Below are 19,985 nucleotides of genomic sequence, written 5' to 3'. Positions count from 1 at the left end.
GTGCCAAAAAGTAGCGGATCGTGCTAGTTTCAGCAGTGATGCAATATGTAGAACCTTCCCGTGAAGTCTTGGCCGAAACGCTCCTCGCAGCAGGGCCCCACTCGCCCACGTTGTGTGATGGCTGGCAGACCAAAGAGTTGGCAGCCCACTTATATCTGCGGGAACACCGACCTGCTGTCAGCCTTGCCATGGTTATCAAGCCCTTGGCCGCTGTATCGGAGAAATCGGTGCGAAAGCTGTCCGCCACAGCCGATTCTGCCGCCGGTTACCGGAAGCTGGTCGAGGATTTCCGTGCCGGGCACCCGTTCTACTCACCTCTGAAGCGATCAAAGTCGCTCGATGCCAGCGCCAATCTGATCGAATACTTTGTGCATACCGAAGATGTCCGCCGCGCGCGGAGCCGGTGGGCGCCCCGCGCCCTCGATGAGGACTACTCAAACGCCCTCTGGGACGACCTGATCAAACGCGCCGCCATCCTGTACCGGGGCGTGGACCTGGGTATCGTGCTGGTTCGGGCGGATGGTGTGCGCCATGTGGCCAAGCGGGCCCCGGTGTCGGTTGCCATCAAGGGCGATCCCGGGGAGCTCCTCATGCACGCCCACGGTCGGACCCGCCATGCCCTCGTGACATTCGAAGGCCAGCCTGACGCCGTCGCACTGCTCGATAGCGCCGAGGTCGGCCTCTAACTCCCCAGGGCCCGCCCTTTTCCTGCCCGACGGCCGACGATCCCCTTCGCCGTCGAACACCTTGGACAGTTGTGGTCACCCGCCACAGCTGCACATCCCCACTAGCGGACGGGGAAGCCTGCGTCGCTGATGGCCTTCTTGACCTGGGCAATAGCGTCCAGGGGTCCAAAGTGGAACACCGACGCCGCGAGCACCGCATCAGCTCCGGCCTGCACTGCCGGCGGAAAGTGCTCGGGCAAGCCGGCGCCGCCGGAGGCGATCAGCGGAACCTTGACGGCGGCCCGCACCGCGCGGATCATCTCCAGATCAAATCCGGCCTTGGTGCCGTCGGCGTCGATCGAGTTGAGGAGAATCTCGCCCACCCCACGGTCCGCTGCTTCCCTGGCCCACTGCACGGCGTCGATCCCTGTGCCCTGACGGCCCCCATGGGTGGTCACTTCGAAGCCCGACGGCGTCCCGCCCCCGGGCACGCGCCGCGCATCAAGCGAGAGCACCAGAACCTGCGATCCGAAGTGGCTGGAGATCTCGTCGATGACGTCCGGGCGACTAACGGCTGCCGTGTTGATCGATGCCTTGTCGGCCCCGAACCGCAGCAGCTTGTCGACGTCGGCAATCCCGCGGACTCCCCCGCCGACCGTCAGCGGGATGAAGACCTCCTCAGCGGTGCGGGCGACGACGTCGAACGTGGTGTCCCGGTTGCCGGAGGACGCGGTGACGTCGAGGAACGTCAGTTCGTCGGCGCCGGCTCGGTCGTACCGGTGCGCGAGCTCCACCGGGTCACCGGCGTCCCGCAGGTCGGCGAAATTGATGCCCTTGACAACGCGACCCGCGTCGACGTCGAGGCACGGGATAACCCGAATGGCCACACCCATGGCTGCCCCTAGACCCTGCAGGCGTGGATGGTGCTGACGAGAATGGCGCGGGCGCCGAGTTCGTACAGCTCGTCCATGATGCGGTTGGTCTGGCTGCGCAGCACCATGGACCGGACGGCCACCCAGTCAGAGTCGCGGAGCGGGGACACCGTCGGCGATTCGAGGCCTGGCGTGAGGGCTGCCGCTGCGTCGACCAGGTCCTTGCGGATGTCGTAGTCCATCAGCACGTACTGCCGTGCCACGAGGACACCCTGCAGGCGGCGGATCAGCACGTCGAGGCCGGCCGGGGTGTCGCCGCTGCGTCCGATCAGGACGGCCTCGCTACGCAGGATCGGGTCGCCGAAGATTTCCATTCCCGCGGCCTTGAGCGTGTTGCCGGTTTCGACGACGTCGGCGATGGCGTCGGCGACACCGAGCCGGACCGACGATTCGACGGCACCGTCGAGCCGCACCACTGTCGCGTTGACGCCGTGGTCGGCGAGATGCCGGCGCAGGAGTCCGTCATAACTGGTCGCCAGCCGCTTGCCGTCGAGCTGCGCGACATTGCTGAAGTGACCTACCGGTCCGGCGAACCGGAAAGTCGAGGCGCCGAAGCCCAGTGTCAGCCGCTCTTCGGCGTCGACGTCGGCGTCCAGGAACAGGTCGCGGCCGGTGATCCCGACGTCGAGGGTCCCGGACCCTACGTAGACCGCGATATCGCGGGGTCGGAGGAAGAAGAATTCGACACCGTTGTCGGGGTCTTCGAGGACCAGTTCACGGGTGTCGCGGCGCTGACGGTAGCCAGCCTCCGCAAGCATGGCGGAGGCTGACTCGGACAGGGCGCCCTTATTGGGGACTGCTACACGAAGCATGGGGGTTCTTTCGCTGAAGGTTTCGGGGGAGGTCTGCTGCTGGGGCACCTGGATCCTGGCGGAAGGGTGCCTAGAGATGCTTGTACACGTCGTCCAGCGTCAGACCCTTGGCGATCATCAGGACCTGCAGGTGGTAGAGCAGCTGGGAGATTTCCTCGGCCGCAGCCTCGTCGGATTCGTACTCGGCGGCCATCCACACCTCGGCGGCTTCCTCGACCACTTTCTTGCCGATGCCGTGGACACCCGAGTCGAGTTCGGCGATGGTCCGCGACCCGTCCGGGCGGTCGATGGCTTTGGCGCTGAGTTCAGCGAAGAGGGATTCGAAGCTTTTCACACTGCCAACGTTACTGGGTTGGCAGCATTGAGCCTCATTCGGTGAGTTCGGTGTGACAAAGCTCTACCCCTGCCAGCCGTCCAGGACCGCGGCGGTGGTCAACGCGGCGGCCACCGACTCGTAGCCTTTGTCCTCGCTGGACCCGGGCAGGCCCGCCCGGTCCAGGCCCTGCTGTTCCGTGTCGCAGGTCAGGACGCCGAAGCCTACGGGCTTTCCGGAACTGACGCTGACGTCGGTAAGACCTGAGGTGGCCGCCTGGCAGACATAGTCGAAGTGCGGGGTGCCGCCGCGGATGACGACGCCGAGCGCCACCACCGCGTCGAAGTGCGGTGCCAGCCGGGCGGCAGCGACCGGCAGTTCGAAGCTGCCGGGAACCCGGACCACTGTCGGCTGGATTCCGGCATCCGTGGCGGCCCGGAGCGCGCCAGCAAGCAATCCGTCCATAATTTCCGTGTGCCAGCTGGCGGCGACGACGACGAGGCGAAGGTGCCCCTTTCCGGATAGGTGGCTGAGATCGATGGCTGGTGCGCCGTGGCCGCTCATGAGGGTCTCTTTTCGGTAGGTGAGGCTGGTGATGGGGGTCGGTCAGCTTTGCTGGATCCCGTGGTCTTCCAGAAGGGTCAGCTGGTGGTTCAGCCGGTCCCGTTTGGTCTGCAGGTACCGCTGGTTCTCGGCACGCGCGGGCACCTCCGAGGGGACCATCGCGGTGACGTCGATGCCGTACAGGACGAGTTTGTCCCGCTTCTCGGGGTTGTTGCTGAGCAGCCGGATAGAGCGCAGACCAAGCTGGCTGAGGATCGCCGCGGCGGCTTGGTAGTCCCGCGAGTCGACGGGCAGCCCGAGCTGTTCGTTGGCTTCGACGGTGTCCGCCCCGGTGTCCTGCAGGGCGTAGGCGCGCATTTTGTTGGCCAGGCCGATCCCCCTGCCCTCCTGGCCGCGCAGATAGAGCACGGTGCCGCCCTGTTCGCTGACCAGCTGGAGGGCCTGCTCAAGTTGTTCACCACAGTCGCAGCGATACGACGAGAAGACGTCCCCGGTCAGGCACTCCGAATGCATCCGTACCAGGGGTGCCTCCGTCTGCGGGCCGGGGTCCCCGCTGGTCCCGAGTGGATTGGCCCCGGTGGATGACAGGCTGAGGTGTTCAACCCCCGTCACCTCGTCGGTCCAGGCCTGGGTGGTGAACTGTCCGAAGGCTGTAGGAAGGCTAACCGTCGGCCCGCCGGTGACGCTGGTGGTATTCATCGGAGGCCCTTCTCGTCTCTGGTTGGGTCACTGAGGTAGCTCAGCAGGTCTTTGATCGAGATCAGGGGCACACCGTGGCTGTCGGCGAAGTCCCTGAGGTCGGGTAGCCGCATCATGTGACCTTCGTCGTGGACCACCTCGGCGATGACCGCCGCGGGTTCCAGACCGGCGAGGGCGCACAGCTCCAGCCCCGCCTCGGTGTGGCCTGGACGTTGACCGACACCACCCGGGGCCCCGCGCAACGGGAACATGTGGCCGGGCCGGGTGAGGTCGGCCGCCGTCGTCGTCGGGTCGGCGAGGAGGCGCGCAGTGACCGCGCGGTCGGCCGCGCTGATCCCGGTGGAAATGCCCACCGCCGCGTCGCAGGAGACGGTGTAGGCGGTCCCCTTGGCATCCTCGTTGACGGCTGTCATGGGCGGCAGTAACAGCCGATCCGCGGCGACGCCGGAAATCGGAACGCACAGCACGCCCGAGGTGTACCTCACGGTCCACCCCACCAGCGCGGGGGTGGCGAACTGGGCGGCGAAGATGATGTCGCCCTCGTTTTCGCGCCGTTCATCGTCGACGACGACGACGGCCCGGCCCGCGGCCATCGCCGCCACCGCCTCCGCCACGGAATCCAGCCGGATGGTCAGGGCCTGCGGTGCTGGCTGGTGGGTGATCATGGCTGCGACTCAGCGACTGCCGGGGGGACCGACGGTTTCAGAATTGCCGGTTTCTGGATCGGGATGGACTGGGTGTTCGGCGTCTGCCAGGCGGGCACCATGAAGCTCATGAGCCGCTCAGCATATTTGGCCATCACATCCATTTCCAGGTTTACCGAATCCCCGATCTGTTTCAGGCCCAGACTGGTTTCCTGCAGGGTGGTGGGAATCAGCCCGACCTCAAACCAGGGGTCAGGAGCCGAAACTGCACTGACGGCGCTGACCGTGAGGGAAACACCGTCGACGGTGATTGACCCCTTCTCGGCCGCGTAACGGGCTAGCCTGGTCGGCAATCCGAAGCGGAGACGGTGCCAGGCGCCCTGGTCTTCGCGCTCAAGCAAGGTACCGATCCCATCGACGTGGCCCTGGACAACGTGACCGTCCAGCCTCCCACTCGCCGGGACGCAACGCTCGAGGTTCACGGTGCCACCGGGGGCAAGGGACCCAGTGGTGGTTCGCAGGAGTGTCTCCCCCATCACGTCGACGGCGATCCGGCCGCCCTCAACGCTGGTTGCCGTGAGGCAGACGCCGTTGACCGCGATGGACCCGCCTAGGCCCAGGTCCTCGCCGGTGGTGGGTGCGTCGAAAACCAGGATGGCGCTGGTTTGGTCCGCCGAGACGTCGAGTGAAACAACGCTGCCCTTTTCGGCGACTATTCCTGTGAACATGTGCTGGATCCTTTGCTGCTGGTGATCGTTCGGAGAGAAGACTGGGAAGCCCGGGTGGCTGCCGGGGCGGTCGGTGCCGGGCTGAGGTGGAGGCGGACGTCGTTTCCGTATCGGGTGATCGTCGCGCCCCCGTACGGGTCGAGCACCCAGCTGCTGGCGTCTCGCAGGGAATCGATCCCGAGCGACTGGATGGCCGGGGTGCCGGCGCCGAGGAGCAGGGGCGCCTGATAGATGAACAGTTCGTCGACCAGCCCCGCGGCCAGGAAAGCAGTGGCGATGGTGGGGCCGCCCTCGATCATCAGGTGGCCGACGCCGTCGTCGTACAGGTGACGCCCAGCCTCCCACGGGTCGCGGGTGGTGAGGTGAACGAAGTGTCCGGCGCGGATGGCGGCGTCGTCGGGGACAGTGCGCAGTCCCATCGCCACGCGGAGGGGCTGCCTTGTGGTGACGGTCCCGTCAGGGTTGCGGGCAGAAAGTCGTGGGTTGTCGGCCAGCACGGTGCCGGTGCCGACGAGCACGGCGTCGGCACGGCGCCGAATCGAGTGCCCGTCGTTGCGCGACTCGGGGCCGGTGATCCACTGGCTGGAGCCGTCAACCGCGGCAACCTTCCCATCGAGGGTCTGGGCGATCTTGAGGGTGATGAAGGGGCGGCGGGAGCTGGTGGCTTCCCGCCAGCGGTGGTTGAGCTGGTGGGACTCATCGGCCATCAACCCGCCGACCGTCTCAACGCCGTGGGCGGTGAGCCAGCCAGCGCCACCGGCGGCAGGACCGTGGACGTCGTCGGCGGCGTAGACCACGCGGGTGATCCCTGCCGCGGCGATGGCTTCGGTACAGGGGCCCGTGCGCCCGGCATGGTTGCACGGTTCAAGGGTGCAGATCAGCGTGCACCCGGTCAGGTCAGCCCGCTGCGTCAGGGCCTTGGCGAGGGCATCAACTTCGGCGTGCGGAGTACCCGCTCCCCGGTGGTACCCGGAGCCAATCGCTGTGCCGCGCTCGTCAAGTACCACTGCTCCCACCAGCGGGTTGGCCCCGCGCACCCCGCGGCCGGCCAGGCTGACGGCAGATTGCATCGCGCCGCGTTCAGCGGCGGAGAAGTCGGGGTCCCGAAGGGTCATGTTCACGGCGTCTACCGGACCGTGGGATCGGGGAGCAGGACGTCGACGCGGGGTTTGCTCTCCCGGGCACGCATCCAGACGAAGAACCCGATCAGGGTGAAGACCCCGTAGAACAGGTACATGAAGGCGGTGGCGTAGTAGCCGGCGCTGAACAGCAGAGGCACCCCGACGACGTCGACGGCCACCCAGATGAGCCAGAACTCGACCCATCCCTTGGCCATGCCGATGGTGGCGAGCAGTGACCCGACGAACGTCCACGCGTCGGCCCAGACGGGTTCGTAGGAACCGAGCATCCGGAAGAGGGGCGTGATCGCGACGGTGCCGAGGATCATGCCCGAGACGAGGCCGATCCGCGCCCGGGTTGAAGCCCACCGCGGTGTGATCGCATGGCCGTCGGACTGTGCGCTGGCCCGCCACCGACGCCAGCCGTAGACGGCGACGGCAATGAACATGATCTGGCGGCCGGCCTGCCCGAGCAGGTTGGCGGTATCGGCACCGCCAAAAATGGAGCCGAGGAAGACGGTGAGGAGCAGAACGTTGCCGATGATACCGACGGGCCAGGCCCAGAGTTTCCGGCGCATCCCACCGAGCGCACTGAGGAGCCCGAAGACGTTGCCAATCACTTCGCGGAGCAGCAACGAGCTTCCGGCGACGGGGATCTGAGCGTCGAACAGCCACCTCAGAAAATCCATGTCGTCCCCTAGTCTCGAGCGGTACGCTCCGGGGGTAACGACAGGAACGGCCGGTGCTGGCGAAGGCGCACGAAGGCACCACCAAACCAGCACAGCCAAAGCTGCACGCGCTTCTCCCATCCAGACTTTAACTGTCGGTACCGGAGTTTCACCAGTTCAACCGGCCACGCCAGCGCGGTAGCACTGGCAGCGGACGGGTCGCGGACTATCACCGCCGGTTCGGAATTACACCGACCCCGGAGCACGTTTGTGTGTATCAGTATTTCATAACCGGATCGGGCGTGTGTCCATTCCCGTCACAAAGCAGCACAGCCCGCCTGTTCCCCACCCGTTCAGCTCACCGGGTGAGGAACAACGGTGCCCTAGTTCTTCTGCTCCGGCTTGAAGTCCACTCCGGCTTCCTTGCGCTGCTGCGCGGTGATCGGGGCTGGAGCCGCGGTCAGCGGATCAAAACCGCCACCGGACTTCGGGAAGGCGATGACGTCGCGGATGGACTCGGTACCGGCCATCAGTGCGACCACCCGGTCCCAGCCGAACGCGATGCCGCCGTGAGGGGGCGCTCCGAACTTGAATCCCTCGAGGAGGAAGCCGAACTTCTCCTGCGCGTCTTCCTGGCTGATGCCCATGACCGCGAAGACCCGTTCCTGCACGTCACGTTGGTGGATACGGATCGAGCCGCCCCCAATTTCGTTGCCGTTGCAGACAATGTCGTAGGCGTAGGCCAGGGCGGTCTCGGGATCCTTGTCGAAGGTGTCCAGGTACTCGGGCTTCGGGGAGGTGAAGGCGTGGTGGACGGCCGTCCAGGCTCCCCCGCCGACGGCGACGTCGCCGGCTGCCACAGCTGCCGACGCCGGTTCGAACATGGGTGCGTCGACCACCCAGACGAAGGCCCAGGCGTTCGGGTCGATCAGGCCGGTGCGGTGGCCGATCTCGACGCGCGCAGCACCGAGCAGCGCGCGGGACGGGGTCTTGTCCCCGGCGGCGAAGAAGATGCAGTCGCCTGGGTTGGCGCCGACGGCGGAGGGCAGGCCCTCGCGCTCGGCGTCGGTGAGGTTTTTGGCGACGGGGCCGCGGAGGCTGCCGTCGTCGTCGACCAGGACATACGCGAGGCCCTTGGCGCCGCGCTGCTTGGCCCATTCCTGCCAGGCGTCAAGCTGGCGGCGCGGCTGGGAAGCCCCGCCGGGCATGACGACGGCCCCGACGTAGGGTGCCTTGAAGACACCGAACTCGGTGTCCTTGAAAAACTCGGTGAGCTCGGTCAGCTCAAGGCCGAAGCGCAGATCGGGCTTGTCGGAGCCGAACCGGGCCATCGCGTCGGCGTAGGTCATCCGCTGGATGGGGGTGGGGATTTCGACGTCGATGAGCTGCCAGAGTGCCTTGACCAGGTTCTCGCCCAGGGCAATGATGTCGTCCTGCTCCACGAAGCTGGCTTCGATGTCGAGCTGGGTGAATTCGGGCTGGCGGTCCGCGCGGAAGTCCTCATCGCGGTAGCAGCGGGCAATCTGGTAGTACTTTTCAAAGCCGCCCACCTGGAGCAGCTGCTTGAAGAGCTGCGGGGACTGGGGCAGGGCGTACCAGGATCCGGGCGACAGACGTGCCGGGACCACGAAGTCGCGGGCACCCTCGGGGGTGGAGCGGGTCAGCGTGGGGGTCTCGATTTCGACGTACCCGTCCTGGTGCAGCAGTTCGCGGGCCACCCGGTTCGCCTCCGAGCGCAGGCGGAGGTTGGCGTTCGGGGCGGGCCGGCGCAGGTCGAGGTAGCGGTGCTTCAGCCGGGCTTCCTCACCAACCTCCACGTGCTCGTCGATCTGGAACGGCAGCGGGTCGGAGGTGTTGAGGATGGTGACCGTCTCGGCGATCACTTCAATGCCGCCGGTGGCCAGTGCCGGGTTCTCGTTGCCCTCGGGGCGCTTCTCGACGGTGCCGGTGATCTGCAGGACGTACTCGTTGCGCAGTCCATGGAACACTTCCTCTTCCCGGACCACCACCTGGGCGAAACCTGAGGCGTCGCGCAGGTCAAGGAATGCGACACCGCCGTGATCTCGGCGGCGGGCTACCCAGCCTGCCAGGGTGACGGTGTGTCCAATGTGCTCGGTCCGCAGTGAACCGAGGTCATGTGTGCGCAGCACAGCATTCCTTCCGGGTGGGGGCACGGGGCATCATTCGCTACCCGCATGTGAAAAGATCGTCTCGTTCGAGTTTACCGGTGATACCGGGACCCACCCGCCACACAGGGGAACCACATGGCCATGAGTAACCCACCAGGGCTTCGTCGGCAGTTGGGCGGCTTCGACGCCACCACTGTGGGCATCGGTTCAATGATCGGCGCCGGCGTGTTTGTGGTGTTCGCGCCCGCAGCCGCCTCGGCGGGAAGCTGGCTTCCCCTCGCCGTGGCCATCGCCGGTTTCGTCGCCTACTGCAATGCCGCAGCGTCGGCGCAGCTCGCCGCGGTCCATCCGGACAGCGGCGGCACCTACGTCTATGGGCGCCGCCAGCTCGGCCCCTGGCCCGGGTTCATCGCCGGCTGGAGCTTTATCACCGGGAAGATCGCGTCCTGTGCCGCCATGGCCCTGACGTTTGGACTGTACGCCGCTCCGGGTTTCGAAACCGCCGCAGCGGTCGCGGCGGTGGTGGGCCTGACCGTGGTCAACCTCCTGGGAGTCACCCGCACTGCCCTGATGACCCGGATCATCGTGTCCCTGGTGATCCCGGTGCTGGCGTTCGTGGTGGTGGCGGCCTTCGCCGCACCAGCACCGGCCGACGTCGTGGCGCTGCCCACCACCTGGCTCGGTGTGCTGCAGGCCGCCGGGTTACTGTTCTTCGCTTTCGCCGGGTACGCGCGGATCGCCACCATGGGCGAGGAGGTCCGCGACCCCCGCCGCAACATCCCGGCCGCGATCTTCGGTTCTCTCGGGTTCACCCTGGTGCTGTATCTGCTGCTTTCCTGGGGACTGCTGAATGCACTGGGCCCGACAGCGCTCGCCACCTCCACCGCACCTCTTCGGGAGGTCTTCACCCCCTCCACCTCGGGGATCCCGACGACGGCGGTCACGGTGGCAGCTGCCCTCGCCAGCCTGGGGGCGCTGCTGGCCTTGATTGCCGGGGTGGGCAGGACCACCCTGGCCATGGCACGCGAGGGTGATCTTCCCCGCGCGCTGGCCGGGATCTGGGAGCGCTTCGGCGTCCCCTATGCCGCGGACGTGGCGACCGCCGTCGTCGTCATCGTCCTGCTCCTGACCACCGATGTGCTGACGGTGGTGGGCTTCTCAAGCTTCGGGGTGCTGATCTACTATGCGATCGCGAACCTGTCGGCGTTTACCCTCACGGAGCGGCCGTGGCATTCACCGCGGGCGCTGAACGTGGTGGGCTTCTGCGGGTGCGTGCTGTTGGCGCTCACCCTGCCGGTGACCTCGGTCGTCACGATGCTGGCCGTGCTGGCCGCGGGAGTGCTGGGCCGCGCCGTCGTCAGTGGAGTACGACGACGCCGCGTCTGACCTTTCGGTGCAGTGCTCGGGTCAGCCTGCGGCTGGCTTGGCGCGGAGCACCGTCGGGACAAGATCAACTGCCGGAGGCGACCAGGTGTCCGGGTCTGCTGGTTCCTGGGCGCCGGTGCGGATGTCCTTGACCTCGTGGGTGCCGTCCGTGGCAGTGAACCAGACAAACGGGATCCCCCGCCGGTCAGCGAACTTGATCTGCTTGCCGAATTTTTCGGCCGAGGCTGCCACCTCAGCCGAAATGCCGCGACTCCGCAGGGAGGTAGCGATGTCCTGCGCCGCGGACCAGGAGCTGTCATCGGTCAGCGAAATCAGCACGGCAGTGGGCACCTGTCGGGACACAGCGGTGAAGTCCTGGCTGAGGATCCGCGAGACCAGCCGCGTGACGCCGATCGAGAGGCCCACACCGGGGAACGTCCGGTTGCCCTTGGTGGCCAGGCTGTCGTAACGGCCACCGGAGCAGATGGACCCCAGCGATTCGTGCCCGTTGAGGACAGTCTCGTACACGGTTCCGGTGTAGTAGTCCAGACCCCGGGCGATGCTCAGGTCTGCGACCACCCGGCCCGGCGCGCGCCGGGAGGCTTCAGCGATGACTTGCTCCAGCTCGTTCAGACCCTCCTCAAGCAGCGGGTGCGTTACGCCGAGGGCTCGTACCTGGTCGACGAAGGAGACATCAGCGGTCCTGATCGAGGCGAGGCGGAGCGCCAGAACCGCCTGGTCGTCGGTGGCACCGAGTTCGGTCTGCAGCAGGGCGGTGACCTTCTCCGCACCGATCTTTTCCAGCTTGTCGATGCTGCGCAGCACACCGGCGGTGTCTTCGAGGCCGATGCCCCGGTAGAAGCCCTCGGCCAACTTCCGGTTGTTTACGCGCACGGTGAAGTCGGGGATCGGCAGTGCCGAGAGGGCGTCGACCACCACCAGGGCCAGCTCGACGTCGTACCGGAACGGGAGGACACCGTCGCCGACGACGTCGATGTCGGCCTGGGTGAACTCACGGAACCGCCCGTCCTGCGGCCGCTCGCCACGCCAGCACTTCTGGATCTGGTAGCGGCGGAACGGGAAGGCAAGGTGGCCGGAGTTCTCCACCACGTAGCGGGCGAAGGGCACGGTCAGGTCGTAGTGCAGGGCGAGGCCGTCGTCGGAACTGGTGGCGCGGCCGCCGTCGTCGTCGGCCTGCAGACGCGACACGGCGTAGACCTCTTTGTCGATGTCTCCTTTGCGGAGCAGATGGGACACCGTCTCCACCGCGCGGGTTTCGATGTTGGAGAAGCCATGCAGCTCAAAGGTCTTCCGCAACGTGTCGAGCACATGCAGTTCCACCAGGCGTTCCTCCGGCAGCCATTCGGGAAAACCGGACAGTGAGGCCTTGCGTGCCATGCGGCTGAGCTCCTTGCGGGATGTGATATCGGGTTGACGGTCTCCGATTTTACCCGGCTTTGACGGGGAACCGAGATTCCGCTCGCGAATCCTTATGCGTAAAGTAACCTCTGAGGCTGCGCGGCGCGGGGACGCCGTGGCGATAGACTCGATAGCCCTGAACCAATTGCCGCAAGGCAGCAGGCAAACCAACGAGCGAAAGACTTCTAGCGGTGACACAAAGTCAGCAATCCGACGAAACACCCCGTACCGACGAAACGTCAGGCGACGAGGAAACAACAACTGGTCATGAGCAGGCTGGTGAGCCCGAGCAGGCGGAATCAGCCGCGCCTGAGGCTGAGGCGCCCGAGGCTGAACCAGCCGTGGCTGAAGCCGTCCGCCCCACGCCTTCTCCCGGCACCGCTCCCAGCCCCGCAGCGATGGCGCCACGACCCGGTGCGAAGCCTGGCGGTAAGCCAGGCGCGAAGCCCGGGGCAGCAGTCGCCGCTCCCCCGGCGCACAACACCCCGCTCAGCGAAGCAGCCAAGTTTGCCCGGGTAGAGGACGACGGCCACGTCTTCCTCATCGTCAACGGCGAGGAGCACGCCGTCGGCCAGTACCCCGATGCCTCCAAGGAGGAGGCGCTGGCCTATTTCGTGCGCAAGTACGACGACGTCGCCAGCCAGATCGCGCTCCTGGAACAGCGTGTTCACGCGAAGGCCCCATCCGCCGACATGCAGAAGACCGCCGGTCATCTGCGGGAACAGGTCGCGGAGAAGAAGATCGTTGGCGACGTGCTTGCCCTCGAAGCGCGGCTGGACGCCCTGAACACCCAGATCGCGGAGCTTGTTGCCGCCGAAAAGGCCGAGCAGGATGCGCTGAAGTCAGCCGATCTCGCAGCCCGCGAAGCGATAGTCGCCGAAGCCGAGGAAATCGCCGGCCGCGACCCGTCCACGGTGCAGTGGAAAGCCAGCAGCACCCGGATGAACGAGCTGTTCGAGACCTGGAAGGCCGCGCAGAAGAACGGCATCCGGTTGGGCCGCGGCACCGAGGACGGCCTCTGGAAGCGGTTCCGCGCGGCACGCACCATCTTCGACCGCCACCGGCGCGCGTACTTCTCCCAACTGGACACTGACAACGCCTCGGCTAAACAGGCCAAGGAGTCCCTCATCCAGCAGGCCGAGGCGCTTTCCACCTCAACCGACTGGGGCCACACCGCCGGCGAATACCGCCGGTTGATGGATGAGTGGAAGGCCTCCAAGCGAGCCAGCCGTAAGGACGACGACGCCCTGTGGGCACGTTTCCGGGCCGCCCAGGACAAGTTCTTCACCGCACGGAAAGCAACCAACGAGGCAATCGACGAGGAATACGGGGCGAACCTTGTGGTCAAGGAAGCCCTGCTGGTCGAGGCACGCCAGTTGCTACCGATCAAGAACCTTGCGGCCGCGAAGAAGTCGCTTCAGTCGATTCGTGACCGCTGGGAAGAAGCCGGCAAGGTGCCACGCGCGGACATGGGGCGGATCGAAGCAGGTATTCGCGAAGTCGAGGACGCGGTGAAGGCTGCCGACGACGCCCATTGGGAGCGGACCAACCCCGAGACCCAGGCCCGCACCAACAGTGCTCTGAGCCAGCTGGAAGCCACTATCGCTGCCCTCCAGGAGGACCTGAACGCCGCCGAGAAGGCTGGCGACGCGAAACGCATTGCAGCCGCCAAGGAAGCCCTGTCCGCACGTCAACAATGGATGGATATGCTCCAGAAGTCAGCGCGGGACTTCTCCTAGCAGCACCCGAACCATCAGCCCCGGCGTGGGGTTGTGGATGAATAGTCCGGTCAGCCACCAGTCCGGTTATCCACAACTCGACGCCGGGGCTTTCGTTGAGGCGCCAAACTCGGAATGCTTGGGCCATGTCCCATCTTCAGCTGGGAGCCGCTGCCGGAGAAACCCCAGCCGAGCCGATCACCTCCTCCGGCGGAGTGCTCTTCCGAGCCAACGACCTCTTCAGCAGCGTGGAGTTGCAGGCTATGCGGATCGACGGACTGCTGCACCGTGTCTGCGGGGATTCCTATGCACGCGCGGACCACCGCCTAGACCCCGCTTCCCGCGCCCAGTCTGCGATCCTGTGTGTCCCGGTGTCGTTGCGGGCCAAAGTGGCGCTTGCCCGCCAAAGCGCCGCCTGGGTCTATGGTTGCGCGCCGCTGCCGGAAACGGTCAATCTGGTGACAGATCACCGACGCCGCACCACCGCCCTGCCACCGTTTAGTGAAGCACTCATGCATCAGGTGGCTTTAGGACCCTGTGATGTACGGGTGGTCGGCGGGGTAGGCGTCACCGCTCCCCTGCGGACCGCGCTCGATGTTGCGGTGCATGGACATGACTCCTGGGCCATGCCAACCCTCGTCAGGCTGGCAGCCCATCCGGACTTGCAGTGTGAGCTGACGCTCGTAGCCAGGGCCCTGGAAGCAACCCGGCGGGTTCCTGGTAAGAACCGCGCCCTGGCTCGCCTCCAGAGCGCCATGCATTCAAGCTAGAGTCCACCCCATTCGGAGCCGACGGTCAGGCAGCTAGAGCCTCCGCTGGGCCCCTGTAGTGCGGTAGACGTCAAACACGCCGTCTATCCGTCTGACCGCGTTCAGGATGTGGGTCAGGTACTTCGGGTCCCCCATCTCGAAAGCAAACCGCGACAGTGCCACCCGGTCCGTTGAAGTGTTCACGCTCGCCGCCAGAATGTTGACGTGGTTTTCCGAGAGGACCCGTGTCACGTCAGAGAGGAGACTCTTGCGATCAAGCGCTTCAACCTGGATCTCGACCAGGAACACGCTGGACTGGGTGGGAGCCCAGTCAACGTCCACAATCCGATCCGGCTGATCACGCAATTCCTCGACGTTGCGGCAGTCGTTCCGATGGACCGATACCCCTGATCCGCGGGTAACGAACCCGATGATGGGATCCGGCGGTACTGGAGTGCAACAGCGCGCGATTTTGACCCAGACGTCGCCGACGCCGCGCACGGTCACCCCGGAGTCGGAGAATTTGGGGCGGCGCGGCGTGGTGGCGACCGCCGTCTCGGCGAGGCTCTCTTCGGCACCCTCGTTCCCACCCATCAGAGCGACCAGACGTTCGATCACGTTCTGGGCTGAGGAGTGGCCGTCACCGACTGCCGCATAAAGAGCAGCAATGTCCGCGTGCCTCAACTCCTGGGCCACAGCTATCAGAGCGTCGTGTGTCATCATGCGCTGAAGTGGCAGGTTCTGCTTGCGCATTGCGCGGGTGAGCAGTTCCTTACCCTTTTCGATCGCCTCTTCGCGGCGTTCCTTGGTGAACCACTGCCGGATCTTGTTGCGAGCCCGCGGGCTCTTGACGAACCCCTGCCAGTCCTGGCTCGGGCCAGCACCCTCGGCCTTGGAGGTGAAGATTTCTACCCAGTCGCCGTGGTTCAGTTCGCTGTTCAACGGGATCAGCTTCCCGTTGACCCGGGCTCCGATGGTTCGGTGCCCCACCTCGGTGTGGACTGCATAGGCGAAGTCCACCGGTGTGGACCCGGCAGGCAACGCCATCACTTCACCCTTGGGGGTGAACACGAACACCTCGCGGGCGTTGATTTCGAAGCGCAGCGAGTCAAGGAACTCATCCGGGTCGGCGGTCTCCTGCTGCCAGTCGACCAGGCTCCGCAGCCACCCCATGTCGCTGTTGTCGGGTCCCTCTCCGGCTTTGCCGCTAGCGCCCTTGTATTTCCAGTGCGCCGCAACGCCGTACTCGGCTCGACGGTGCATATCGTGAGTCCGGATCTGAATCTCCACCGGACGTCCGCCAGGCCCAATCACTGTGGTGTGAAGCGACTGGTACATATTGAACTTGGGCATCGCTATGTAGTCTTTGAACCGGCCGGGCAGCGGATTCCAGCGGGCATGCAGCTGACCCAAGGTGGCGTAGCAGTCCCTCACGCTGTCCACCAGCACCCGAATCCCCATCAGGTCGTGGATGTCATCGAAGTCCTTGCCGCGGACGATCATCTTTTGGTAGATGGAGTAGTAGTGCTTCGGGCGTCCGGTGATTGTCGCCTTGATCTTGACCGATCGAAGGTCTTCGCCGATCTGGGTGCGCACCACCGCCAGGTGCTTCTCCCGTTCAGGAGTACGGTCACCCACCATCCGGACGATCTCTTCGTAGACCTTCGGGTGCAACGCCGCAAAGGACAGGTCCTCAAGCTCCCATTTGATGGTATTCATGCCAAGCCGGTGCGCAAGAGGCGCGAATATTTCAAGTGTCTCGCGGGCCTTCCTGGCCGACGACTCGGGAGAGACAAAGCGCCAGGTCCGGGCGTTGTGGAGCCGGTCCGCAAGTTTGATCACCAGGACACGGATGTCCTTGGCCATGGCGACCACCATTTTACGAACGGTCTCCGACTGTGCAGCGTCCCCAAAGGACACCTTGTCCAGCTTCGTCACACCATCCACCAGCATTGCCACTTCGGCTCCGAAGTCACGCTTGATGTCGTCGAGGGTGCAGGCGGTGTCCTCGACGGTGTCGTGCAGCAGGGCGGCAGCCAAAGTGGTGCCGGTCATGCCCAATTCGGCCAGAATCGTTGCCACCGCCACCGGGTGGGTGATGTACGGGTCGCCGCTCTTCCTCTTCTGGCCCTCGTGGCTATGCTCGGCCACCAGGTACGCGCGCTGGATCAGGTCAAGATCTTCCTTGGGGTTGTTGGCCCTGACGGTCCTCAGCAGCGGTTCAAGCACCGGGGAGTACCCGCTCGAGGCTCTGCCGGTCAGGCGGGCGAGCCGTGACCGGGGCCGGACTTTCCGCTCGGGCAGCGCCCCGTGGTCTGCGCTGGCCGCCGATGGGGCTGATCCCGATGAAGTCACTGCGACGTCGCGGCTTCGGACCGGCGGTACAGTCGCCGGGGGCGCCGGGACCTGCTCCAGCTGGGCGGTCGATGGGCGCGAGTATGTGCCAGGGCGCTCCTCACGGTTTTCCGTGTCTGGCCGCTCTGCTGGACCACTGGCATCTGCCACGTACTACCCCGATTCCTCAGCCGTTGGACGGCTGAAAAAGAATTACACCATGCCTCTTCTCCGGCACGCATATTTAAGTTTAGTCCGACGGACCAAACCCTGTTGAACCGTTCTCCGGTGGCGGATGAACTTGGTCCAAAAAAACCGTGTCCTGGACCCCCTTAGGGTCCAGGACACGGTCATCAGGACGTCGGTTGCTCCGACGGCGACCGGGAGGGTCAGGTCGCGGAGACGGACTCTGCAGCTTCGACCGACCGGCGATGCAGCACGCGCTTCTCCTGCCGCTTCATGCCCGGTTCGCGCATCCTCAGCCAAGCGTAAACGGGTGCGGCAACAAAAAGTGTGCCGATGGTCCCGATGATGATGCCAATGAACAGGGCAAGAGACAGGTCCCGGAGGGTACCCGCACCGAGGAGCATTGCACCGATGAAGAGAATCGATGCCACCGGCAACACGGCAACAACCGAGGTGTTGATGGAGCGCACAAGCGTCTGGTTGACCGCAAGATTCACTTGCTCGCCAAAGGTTCGCTTAGTGGAAACATCGAGGTCGGCGGTGTTCTCCTTAATCTTGTCGAAAACCACCACCGTGTCATACAGCGCATAGCTCAACACCGTGAGGAACCCGATCATCGCCGACGGTGTCACCTCAAAATTACTCAGCGAATACAGACCGGCTGTCACCGTCATGACCACGAACAAGCCGCTGAGCGCGGCCACCGACATTTTCCAGGTTCTGAAGTAGAGGGCCATCAGCACTGCAGCCAACAGGATGAAGACCACCAGGCCGATCAGTGCCTGCCGGCTGACGTCTTCGCCCCACGTGGGCCCCACGAAGTTGGTGGTGACCTCCTCCTCGGTGACCTCATAGGCGCTGATCAGGGCATCGCGGACACTGAGGGTCTCATCATCGGAGAGACGCTCAGTTTGGATCCGCATCGTCTGCGGCGCGATGTTCGTGACGCTCGGCACCGCATCCGGTACCACCCCCGTAACAGCCTGCTCGCCAAGGGCAATGTCAGTGTTCTCGACACTCGACACCGTGAACTCGGAGCCGCCCCGGAAATCGATACCGAGGTTGAACCCACCCTTGACGATGGGGATGATGATCGACACGAGGACAGCCACGGCAGCAATGGTGAACCACAGCTTACGCTTGCCGACGAACGGGTAGGACAGCTTGCCCGAGTAGAGGTCGTTGCCGAATTTGGCGAAACTATTGCCCCGCATTTAGTTTTCCTCCTGGTCTGTACCATTGCTTCGCGCGGCCAGGGCTTTTTGTTCGGCCAGCCGGCGTTCAGCGATGGTGGTGCGTCGGGCGATTTCACCTGAGACTGCCTTGTTCTTGGGGCGGGGGGCTGCTGTCTGTGGTGTTGCCGACGGCATCCGGATCCGACCGGCACCACGATAGAGCGGCATGATGCCAAGCTTCTTCGGATCGACCCCGGAGAACCGGTGACCCTCGCCAAAGAACTTGGTCCTCGCCAGCAGGCGCATCACTGGATGAGTGAACAGGAACACGACGATCAGGTCGGCTACAGCTGTCAATCCAAGCGTGAACGCGAACCCACGAACGTTGCCGACAGCGACGAAGTACAGCACGACGGCGGCCAGCAGGCTGACGGCCTTGGATGCGAGGACCGTGCTCTTGGCCCGGCGCCAGCCGTTTTCAACGGCCGAGACGAGTCCTCGGCCGTCGCGGAGTTCATCGCGAATTCGTTCGAAGTAGACGATGAAGGAGTCGGCGGTCTGCCCAATGGCGACGATCAGGCCGGCCACACCTGCGAGGGAGAGCCGGTAGTTCTCGGTCCAGCCCAGGATGCAGATGGCGAGGTAGGTAAGGAAACCTGCCACCACGAGGGACGCAATGGTCACCAGTCCCAGCATCCGGTACTGGAAGATCGAGTAAACGGCGACCAGGATCAAGCCGATGATGCCTGCAATCATGCCGAGCCGGAGCTGGTCGGCTCCGAGTGTGGCCGAGATCTGCTGCTCACTCTGGATCTCGAAGCTGATCGGTAGTGCACCGTACTTCAGTTGCTCGGCCAACGCCCCGGCCGACTCCTCAGTAAAGCTACCGCTGATCGAGGGACGCCCATCAGGAATGACGGCCTGGGTGGTGGGAGCGGAAATGATCGTCCCATCGAGCACGATGGCGAACTGGTTCCGCGGGTCGCCGTCTTCGAAGGCGAAGAGCCGTTCGGTGACTTCCCGGAAGGTCTCACTACCCTCAGAGTTGAACTGGATGTTGACGGCCCAGGTGTTCAGTGACTGGCCCTGCGCACCGCGCTGCATGCCGAAGTCAGCGGAGTCGATGTCGGTGCCCGGCACCTCCACCGGTCCGAGAATGTATTTGCCCTGGGTGCCTGGCTCGCAGGCGACCATTGGCGCATCAGCGGGGGCTGCTTCTTCGGCGGGTTCGAGGGCTTCGGGCGAGGTGCAGTCGAGGGCCTCGAACTCGGAGAACACCTCCGCCGTGATCCAGTTGGGATCGCTGGCATCGGTTGGCTCGTCAGTAGGGGCGGGCAGCTCTTCTTCGGGAGTGGGCGTTTCCGCGGCGGGGGCCTGGCCCGGACCGCCAAAGAGCACCGGCCGGAATTCCATCTGTGCCGACGCCTGAATCAGTTCGCGGGTTTCGGCGTCGGGGATACCTGGCAGGGACACAATCACGTTGCGGCCGGACTGGGTGTTGATCTCGGCCTCTGCCACGCCGCTGCCGTCAACACGCTGCCTGATGATTTCTACAGCCTGGTCGAGCTGCTCTTCGGTAATCTCATCGCTGCCGCCCTGCACCTGGGGCGCAAGGATCATCTGGGTTCCGCCCTCAAGGTCGAGTGCCAGCTTGGGGCTCCAGCTCGCGGTGCCCCAGATGGACCCGCTGCCCAGGAGAACTGCTAGTAATGCAAACATAACGCCGAGCCAAACAAGTGTCCGTTTGGCTGCCGTGCCTGGGCCGGT

The 19,985-nt window shown here is 65.1% G+C and carries 18 protein-coding genes and 1 riboswitch; of the genes, 4 read left to right on the top strand and 14 right to left on the bottom strand.

What is annotated here, in order from left to right; all coding sequences use genetic code 11:
* Window positions 1-38: 38 nt before the first annotated feature.
* A complete protein-coding gene (locus ABD059_RS15795; protein WP_343882163.1) occupies window positions 39-686 on the top strand; it encodes a TIGR03085 family metal-binding protein in 648 nt (215 codons plus the stop codon).
* A 101-nt stretch (window positions 687-787) separates the two neighbouring features.
* On the opposite strand, the gene hisF is transcribed toward ABD059_RS15795, so the two are convergent.
* The 10 genes from hisF to aspS form a co-directional block, all read right to left on the bottom strand.
* Window positions 788-1,558: an imidazole glycerol phosphate synthase subunit HisF gene (gene hisF / locus ABD059_RS15790; RefSeq protein ID WP_019482419.1), complete on the bottom strand. Its 771-nt coding sequence runs from the start codon at window positions 1,556-1,558 to the stop codon at window positions 788-790.
* An 8-nt stretch (window positions 1,559-1,566) separates the two neighbouring features.
* On the bottom strand, window positions 1,567-2,409 hold the full coding sequence (gene hisG / locus ABD059_RS15785; protein ID WP_343882161.1) for an ATP phosphoribosyltransferase: 843 nt from the start codon (window positions 2,407-2,409) through the stop codon (window positions 1,567-1,569).
* 70 nt (window positions 2,410-2,479) lie between these two features.
* Window positions 2,480-2,743 carry a phosphoribosyl-ATP diphosphatase gene (locus tag ABD059_RS15780; RefSeq protein WP_196867420.1) on the bottom strand — a complete coding sequence of 88 codons (264 nt, stop codon included), beginning with the start codon at window positions 2,741-2,743 and terminating at the stop codon, window positions 2,480-2,482.
* Window positions 2,744-2,806: 63 nt separating this feature from the next.
* Window positions 2,807-3,286: a 6,7-dimethyl-8-ribityllumazine synthase gene (gene ribH, locus ABD059_RS15775; RefSeq protein ID WP_343881770.1), complete on the bottom strand. Its 480-nt coding sequence runs from the start codon at window positions 3,284-3,286 to the stop codon at window positions 2,807-2,809.
* A 42-nt stretch (window positions 3,287-3,328) separates the two neighbouring features.
* The gene (locus ABD059_RS15770) at window positions 3,329-3,985 is read right to left on the bottom strand and encodes a GTP cyclohydrolase II (RefSeq protein ID WP_343881769.1); all 657 of its coding nucleotides are present in this window, start codon (window positions 3,983-3,985) and stop codon (window positions 3,329-3,331) included.
* A complete protein-coding gene (gene ribB, locus ABD059_RS15765) occupies window positions 3,982-4,650 on the bottom strand; it encodes a 3,4-dihydroxy-2-butanone-4-phosphate synthase (RefSeq protein WP_343881767.1) in 669 nt (222 codons plus the stop codon). Before ribB ends, ABD059_RS15770 begins: the two co-directional genes overlap by 4 nt.
* The gene (locus ABD059_RS15760) at window positions 4,647-5,357 is read right to left on the bottom strand and encodes a riboflavin synthase (RefSeq protein ID WP_343881765.1); all 711 of its coding nucleotides are present in this window, start codon (window positions 5,355-5,357) and stop codon (window positions 4,647-4,649) included. The genes ribB and ABD059_RS15760 overlap by 4 nt, the downstream gene beginning before the upstream one ends.
* On the bottom strand, window positions 5,342-6,472 hold the full coding sequence (gene ribD, locus ABD059_RS15755; protein ID WP_343881762.1) for a bifunctional diaminohydroxyphosphoribosylaminopyrimidine deaminase/5-amino-6-(5-phosphoribosylamino)uracil reductase RibD: 1,131 nt from the start codon (window positions 6,470-6,472) through the stop codon (window positions 5,342-5,344). Before ribD ends, ABD059_RS15760 begins: the two co-directional genes overlap by 16 nt.
* Before the next feature lie 11 nt (window positions 6,473-6,483).
* The gene (pnuC, locus tag ABD059_RS15750; RefSeq protein ID WP_343881760.1) at window positions 6,484-7,164 is read right to left on the bottom strand and encodes a nicotinamide riboside transporter PnuC; all 681 of its coding nucleotides are present in this window, start codon (window positions 7,162-7,164) and stop codon (window positions 6,484-6,486) included.
* Window positions 7,165-7,268: 104 nt separating this feature from the next.
* Window positions 7,269-7,412: riboswitch (FMN riboswitch) on the bottom strand.
* Between the two features lie 114 nt (window positions 7,413-7,526).
* Window positions 7,527-9,293, bottom strand: coding sequence for an aspartate--tRNA ligase (gene aspS, locus ABD059_RS15745; protein ID WP_343881758.1), 1,767 nt, complete (start codon window positions 9,291-9,293; stop codon window positions 7,527-7,529).
* A 120-nt stretch (window positions 9,294-9,413) separates the two neighbouring features.
* Here aspS and ABD059_RS15740 point away from each other — a divergent pair, with 120 nt between their 5' ends.
* Entirely contained in the window at window positions 9,414-10,658 is a 1,245-nt protein-coding gene (locus ABD059_RS15740; RefSeq protein WP_377959687.1) for an APC family permease, read from the top strand.
* Between the two features lie 21 nt (window positions 10,659-10,679).
* Here the strand turns inward: ABD059_RS15740 and hisS are convergent, their stop codons facing one another.
* A complete protein-coding gene (gene hisS, locus ABD059_RS15735) occupies window positions 10,680-12,035 on the bottom strand; it encodes a histidine--tRNA ligase (RefSeq protein ID WP_343881754.1) in 1,356 nt (451 codons plus the stop codon).
* Between the two features lie 212 nt (window positions 12,036-12,247).
* Here hisS and ABD059_RS15730 point away from each other — a divergent pair, with 212 nt between their 5' ends.
* A complete protein-coding gene (locus tag ABD059_RS15730) occupies window positions 12,248-13,795 on the top strand; it encodes a DUF349 domain-containing protein (protein ID WP_343881752.1) in 1,548 nt (515 codons plus the stop codon).
* A gap of 125 nt (window positions 13,796-13,920) precedes the next feature.
* The gene (locus tag ABD059_RS15725) at window positions 13,921-14,544 is read left to right on the top strand and encodes a hypothetical protein (protein WP_343881750.1); all 624 of its coding nucleotides are present in this window, start codon (window positions 13,921-13,923) and stop codon (window positions 14,542-14,544) included.
* A 33-nt stretch (window positions 14,545-14,577) separates the two neighbouring features.
* Here ABD059_RS15725 and ABD059_RS15720 read toward each other — a convergent pair whose 3' ends face one another.
* From ABD059_RS15720 to secD, 3 genes are all read right to left on the bottom strand, one after another.
* The gene (locus ABD059_RS15720) at window positions 14,578-16,878 is read right to left on the bottom strand and encodes a RelA/SpoT family protein (protein ID WP_377959698.1); all 2,301 of its coding nucleotides are present in this window, start codon (window positions 16,876-16,878) and stop codon (window positions 14,578-14,580) included.
* A 368-nt stretch (window positions 16,879-17,246) separates the two neighbouring features.
* Window positions 17,247-18,257, bottom strand: coding sequence for a protein translocase subunit SecF (secF, locus tag ABD059_RS15715; protein WP_343881748.1), 1,011 nt, complete (start codon window positions 18,255-18,257; stop codon window positions 17,247-17,249).
* Window positions 18,258-19,985: protein translocase subunit SecD (gene secD / locus ABD059_RS15710; RefSeq protein ID WP_343881746.1), on the bottom strand; the 1,728-nt coding region annotated here is incomplete at its 5' end.

Origin of the sequence: Arthrobacter flavus (assembly GCF_039526005.1) — a bacterium.
GTDB classification, from domain to species: domain Bacteria; phylum Actinomycetota; class Actinomycetes; order Actinomycetales; family Micrococcaceae; genus Arthrobacter_D; species Arthrobacter_D flavus.
Note: the sequence above shows the minus strand (reverse complement) of the source record. Positions and strands in the feature narration are given on the sequence as shown.